This window comes from Pseudochrobactrum sp. AO18b (genome assembly GCF_000409565.1).
Classification (GTDB): Bacteria; Pseudomonadota; Alphaproteobacteria; order Rhizobiales; family Rhizobiaceae; genus Pseudochrobactrum; species Pseudochrobactrum saccharolyticum.
On record NZ_ANNO01000288.1, the window covers coordinates 1 to 4,436 of the forward strand.

General features: G+C 50.1%; 6 protein-coding genes. 3 read left to right on the top strand and 3 right to left on the bottom strand.

Annotated features, from left to right (window positions below; all coding sequences use genetic code 11):
• The 3 genes from A918_RS0111935 to A918_RS20290 form a co-directional block, all read right to left on the bottom strand.
• Nucleotides 1–854, bottom strand: an 854-nt coding sequence (locus A918_RS0111935) for a diacylglycerol kinase family protein (RefSeq protein ID WP_022711294.1), incomplete at its 3' end; no start/stop codon positions are given.
• Between the two features lie 63 nt (nucleotides 855–917).
• Nucleotides 918–1,466, bottom strand: a complete 549-nt coding sequence (locus tag A918_RS0111940) for an RNA polymerase sigma factor (protein WP_022711295.1) — start codon at nucleotides 1,464–1,466, stop codon at nucleotides 918–920.
• Between the two features lie 5 nt (nucleotides 1,467–1,471).
• Nucleotides 1,472–1,687: a NepR family anti-sigma factor gene (locus A918_RS20290; protein ID WP_033316082.1), complete on the bottom strand. Its 216-nt coding sequence runs from the start codon at nucleotides 1,685–1,687 to the stop codon at nucleotides 1,472–1,474.
• A 279-nt stretch (nucleotides 1,688–1,966) separates the two neighbouring features.
• Between A918_RS20290 and A918_RS0111950 the strand changes: the two genes are divergently transcribed.
• From A918_RS0111950 to A918_RS20295, 3 genes are all read left to right on the top strand, one after another.
• Nucleotides 1,967–2,764 carry a response regulator gene (locus A918_RS0111950; protein WP_028233721.1) on the top strand — a complete coding sequence of 266 codons (798 nt, stop codon included), beginning with the start codon at nucleotides 1,967–1,969 and terminating at the stop codon, nucleotides 2,762–2,764.
• 149 nt (nucleotides 2,765–2,913) lie between these two features.
• Nucleotides 2,914–3,078, top strand: coding sequence for a DUF1328 domain-containing protein (locus A918_RS21525; RefSeq protein ID WP_022711298.1), 165 nt, complete (start codon nucleotides 2,914–2,916; stop codon nucleotides 3,076–3,078).
• Nucleotides 3,079–3,264: 186 nt separating this feature from the next.
• The gene (locus tag A918_RS20295; protein ID WP_051139040.1) at nucleotides 3,265–4,287 is read left to right on the top strand and encodes a sensor histidine kinase; all 1,023 of its coding nucleotides are present in this window, start codon (nucleotides 3,265–3,267) and stop codon (nucleotides 4,285–4,287) included.
• Nucleotides 4,288–4,436: the final 149 nt, after the last annotated feature.

Here is a 4,436-nt window from a genome sequence, read left to right on the forward strand (position 1 = left end):
ATATCCAGCTCGGCCGGTAATGGCAGCAATTCACCGTCAACAGACATATACTGATGCGCTTTATGATTGAGGATTGTCAGCTGAACTGAACGGGCATGGTCTTCCTCAATCGCCAGATTACTGCGCCACTGTCCGCGCGCAATATCCCAGAACAGCTTAAGCATGCCGCTGACGGGAAGAGGCTTCGCCAGATAAAAACCGAGATGCCCGGTCTGCACATCCGGTGCTACGGGCAGCACGCTGTCTCCGTAAGGATTGTTCGACACGGCAAGAGCAGAATACACCCCTTTGACTGCACGCCCGTCAATATCTGCAACAGCTTTCACGCGCGGTACATGGGTAATCAGCTGCCCCATAGCGCGGAAATTCGCCAGAATTTTCCCCACCCGTGAAGCATAGCTGTATTTTTCACGATACCTGACCAGCATCGGATGCAGGCCGATTGCCACCTGATGCACAAAGGACTGGCCGTTGCAGGTGCCGATATCAACATTTTCAGCACCGGCCTTTGCCAGTGCGTGAATGGCCTCGGTAACATTTTGCGGAATATTCAGTGAGCGGGCGAAGAGGTTCATCGTACCGGCTGGCAACACGCCCAGAATTTTATCATTCTGCCAGGCCAGTGCAGCTGCCGCAGAAATCGTGCCGTCACCGCCACCAGCCAGAAGCACATCATAATCATGATTTTGTGCGGCCTTTTCCAAAGCAGCAAGAATATCATCACCATCCGTCAATACACAGGACAGTTCATGTCCCTCGGCAGCAAAGGCAGCACATGCGTCATCAATAAACGCATCAATATCCATCGTCCGCAAAGTGCCGCTTTGACTGTTGAGAACAGCAATAATCTTCAAATAAATCTCCGCTCCGGATGACAGCTAATCATTCGGTCATACTCTGATGATCGCAAAAACCGTTTAGAAAGAGCGCATCGTCACTTGGGACGACGTATCATCGGGGCCGTAATCGGAATTACCTTTAACATCAAGCAATTCCTGCAGCCGGACACGCGCACGGCTGACACGGCTCTTGATTGTACCGACAGCACATTCACAGATTTCCGCAGCTTCTTCATAGGAAAAACCGGAAGCGCCGATCAGAATAATCGCTTCACGCTGATCATCCGGCAATTCGTTCAGAGCCTTGCGAAAATCCTGCAAATCCAGCGATCCGTATTGTGACGGATGAACGGCCAGCCGCTCCGTATACAACCCGTCCGTATCCTGTATCTCACGGCCGCGCTTACGCATCTGGCTGTAAAATTCATTACGCAAAATCGTAAACAGCCAGGCTTTGATATTGGTGCCCATTTCGAAACTGTCGCGCTTGCCCCACGCTTTCATAATCGTATCCTGCACCAGATCATCAGCCTTATCCTGCTGACCTGATAAAGATACTGCGAAAGCCCGCAAGCCCGGCAAGGCCGCAAGCATCAGCCGCTTGAATTCGTCTCTCTCCTCCGCCATTCCTGTCAATTCCTTGAATGAGAAGCAGATTTACGTTCAGCCTGATCCAGTTTCTCCAAAAGATCAAGAAAACGGTCAGGAATCGTTTCATCCTGAATACTGGAATAAAGAGCACGCAATTTGGAACCGATCTCGGAATTGGGTCCCAGTTCATCGCCTTTATTCAAACTGCCTGCCTGCGAACTGCCTTGCGCGGAAAAATCGCGCGAAAATGAGGTCATAGCGTTGTCTTGATCCTGAAGCGGTTTCTTAGTGTTGGTCATCTCAGTCGTATTCCGGTTAATGCCACCAGAGCTCAGTTGCGGCTCTGATGTGATCTTGATGCGGCCTTGGTGCGGCCCTGTTTCAAGCACTAAAACCCTGCCCGATTGAGACGCTGTATCCAAGTCATAATGCGGGCGTGAATAATTAGTTCCCAAACACAGGAACAATTTTTATAGTCAGCCGTTAGAACCATAAACAGGCTGTAATCCTATCAGCCCATATAAATGGAGCATTCAATGTCATTGTCCACGCGTATTGCACCACATTTGCCATATCTGCGCCGTTTCTCGCGCGCCGTGACCGGCTCTCAGTCAGCCGGAGATGCATATGTTGCAGCAATTCTCGAAACTCTGATCGATGATATTTCTGTATTTCCTGAGGCCTCATCCGATAAGATAGCGCTCTATCGTCTTTATTCCAGTATTTTCGACCGTACTTCTGTCGAAATTCCGGAAACTGACTCTCAGCATGCATGGGAAAAACGGGCCGCAAATAATCTGGCAATGCTGACCCCGCGTTCGCGTCAGGCTTTTCTTCTGGTTTCAGTTGAAGGCTTTAATGAAAAAGAAGCCGCAGAGATCATGCAGGAAGACGAAGCCGGTTTTTCAGCTCTGCTGACGGAAGCCTCGGAGCAGATTTCCCGCCACGTTGCCACCCGTATTCTGATTATCGAAGATGAACCGCTGATTGCAATGGATATTGAGCAGATGGTGGAGACTCTGGGGCATGAAGTTGTGGGCATCGCCCGCACCCATCAGGAAGCGCTGACACTTTATAAGGCAGAAAAACCGTCGATGGTTCTGGCGGATATTCAGCTTGCAGACGGCAGTTCAGGCATCGATGCGGTCAATCACATTCTCAAAAGCGATACAATTCCGGTTATCTTCATTACCGCATTCCCGGAACGTCTTCTGACAGGGGAACGCTCGGAACCGACCTTCCTCGTCACCAAGCCGTTCAATCCGGATATGGTGAAGGCGCTTATCAGTCAGGCGCTGTTTTTTGAAGAAGGTTCACTGGCAAGAGCATCATAATTGGCAAATTGAACAGGGATTTGTTCTGAAAATGCTTTAGCCGGAACCAAAACCCGCAACGGGCGTTATTTTAACATGCAATGACCTTCAAAAATCCGGTCATTCCATAAAGCGGGCAATTCTTTACCTGCCTGCAAGAGGAGGTTGACATGTTATATTATGCTGTTGTTTTTCTGATTATCGCCATTATCGCCGGTGCTTTGGGTTTTGGTGGTATTGCCGGTGCATCAACAGGCATAGCGCAAATTCTGTTCTTTATTTTCCTCGGCTTACTGTTGCTGTCACTGATCGCCAGTATCATAAGGAAAGCATAAATGCTGCAAAGCAATCCGATCCGAAAACATCTGAACGGGACGCCCGCGACGCGTCCCGAACCTGTCTTGTGCGGAGCAATCCTGTACCGCAGCTTATGCCGGTTTTAAGCACAGAAAGCGCAGACTATGGCTCCTACTTCGCCCGTTTCAGGATATAGCAGTGCCGCTCAGATCCGGTTGCGCTCTATGTTGCGAGCCATAAGAAACAGCAATGTTTCGGTTTTTTATCAAACCACGGATATGAATTACACTTGGGTAGAAAATCTGCCGGAGTTTTGGCTTTTGCCATGGCGCACGGGTATCAGCGAAAGCGACCTGATGCCCAAAGATATTGCGGCCAGACTGACAACTGCCAAAAACCAATTGCTTACGACCGGCGATGCCCAGCGTCTGGAAATTTCGTTCCCCGACAAGAAAAATCCCCGCTGGTACGAGTTTTTCATCGATTCCGACAAGGATGAAAGCGGCAAAACTATCGGCATCGTCACGACTGCCGTTGAAATAAGCGAGCTGAAACACCGCGAACAGGTTCTCAAAATATTGTTGCGCGAAGTCAGCCACCGCTCAAAAAACCTGCTGGCCATTATTCAGAGTATCGCCATGCAGACAGCACGGTTCTCCGGCTCGGTGGATCAGTTCTTACAAAAATTCCGCGGCCGTCTCTATTCCCTGTCCAATTCGCAGGATCTGGTAACGGATTCCAACTGGCATGGTGCAGCCTTTCGGGAATTGCTGCATTCACAGCTGGAAAAATACATCCATCCCAAAGACCCGCGCCTGACGATTACAGGCAAAGATGTTTATCTTTTTCCCGGAGCCGCATTGCATGTCGGCCTTGCTTTCCACGAGCTGATTGTCAACTCCGCCTCCTATGGCGCACTGGCCTGTGAAAATGGCAGTCTGACGATTTCTGCGGAGCTGGAGCCGGACGGTGAAGGCGAGATGGATCTGATTATTCACTGGAAGGAAACAAGTCCTGCAACGGAAAACGATCTGTCCGGCCGTCCGCCGGATATATTAGCTACCGAAAACCACATGCATGATGAAGTGTCAGACCTTAAAGTAAAATCCTATGAAACATCCCGTTTCGGCAGCGCGGTTTTGCTGCGGATCGTTCCTCAGGCCGTCAGCGGCACAGCCTGCTACAGGATTGAGGATAAGAGCGTAGAATATTATCTGCGCATTCCCCACCGGAATTTCGATTTTTAAGCTCGCCGGAAATATCCCGCTGCTGAGCCACTGCACAGTTTTAAACCTAGAGCGCGGACGCCCCGTTGGGCGCACAAAGGTCGCTCTAAACTTTAATTCTCTTGGATGGCATAAAAAAATAGCGCGCTCCGGAACAACAGCTCCGTGAG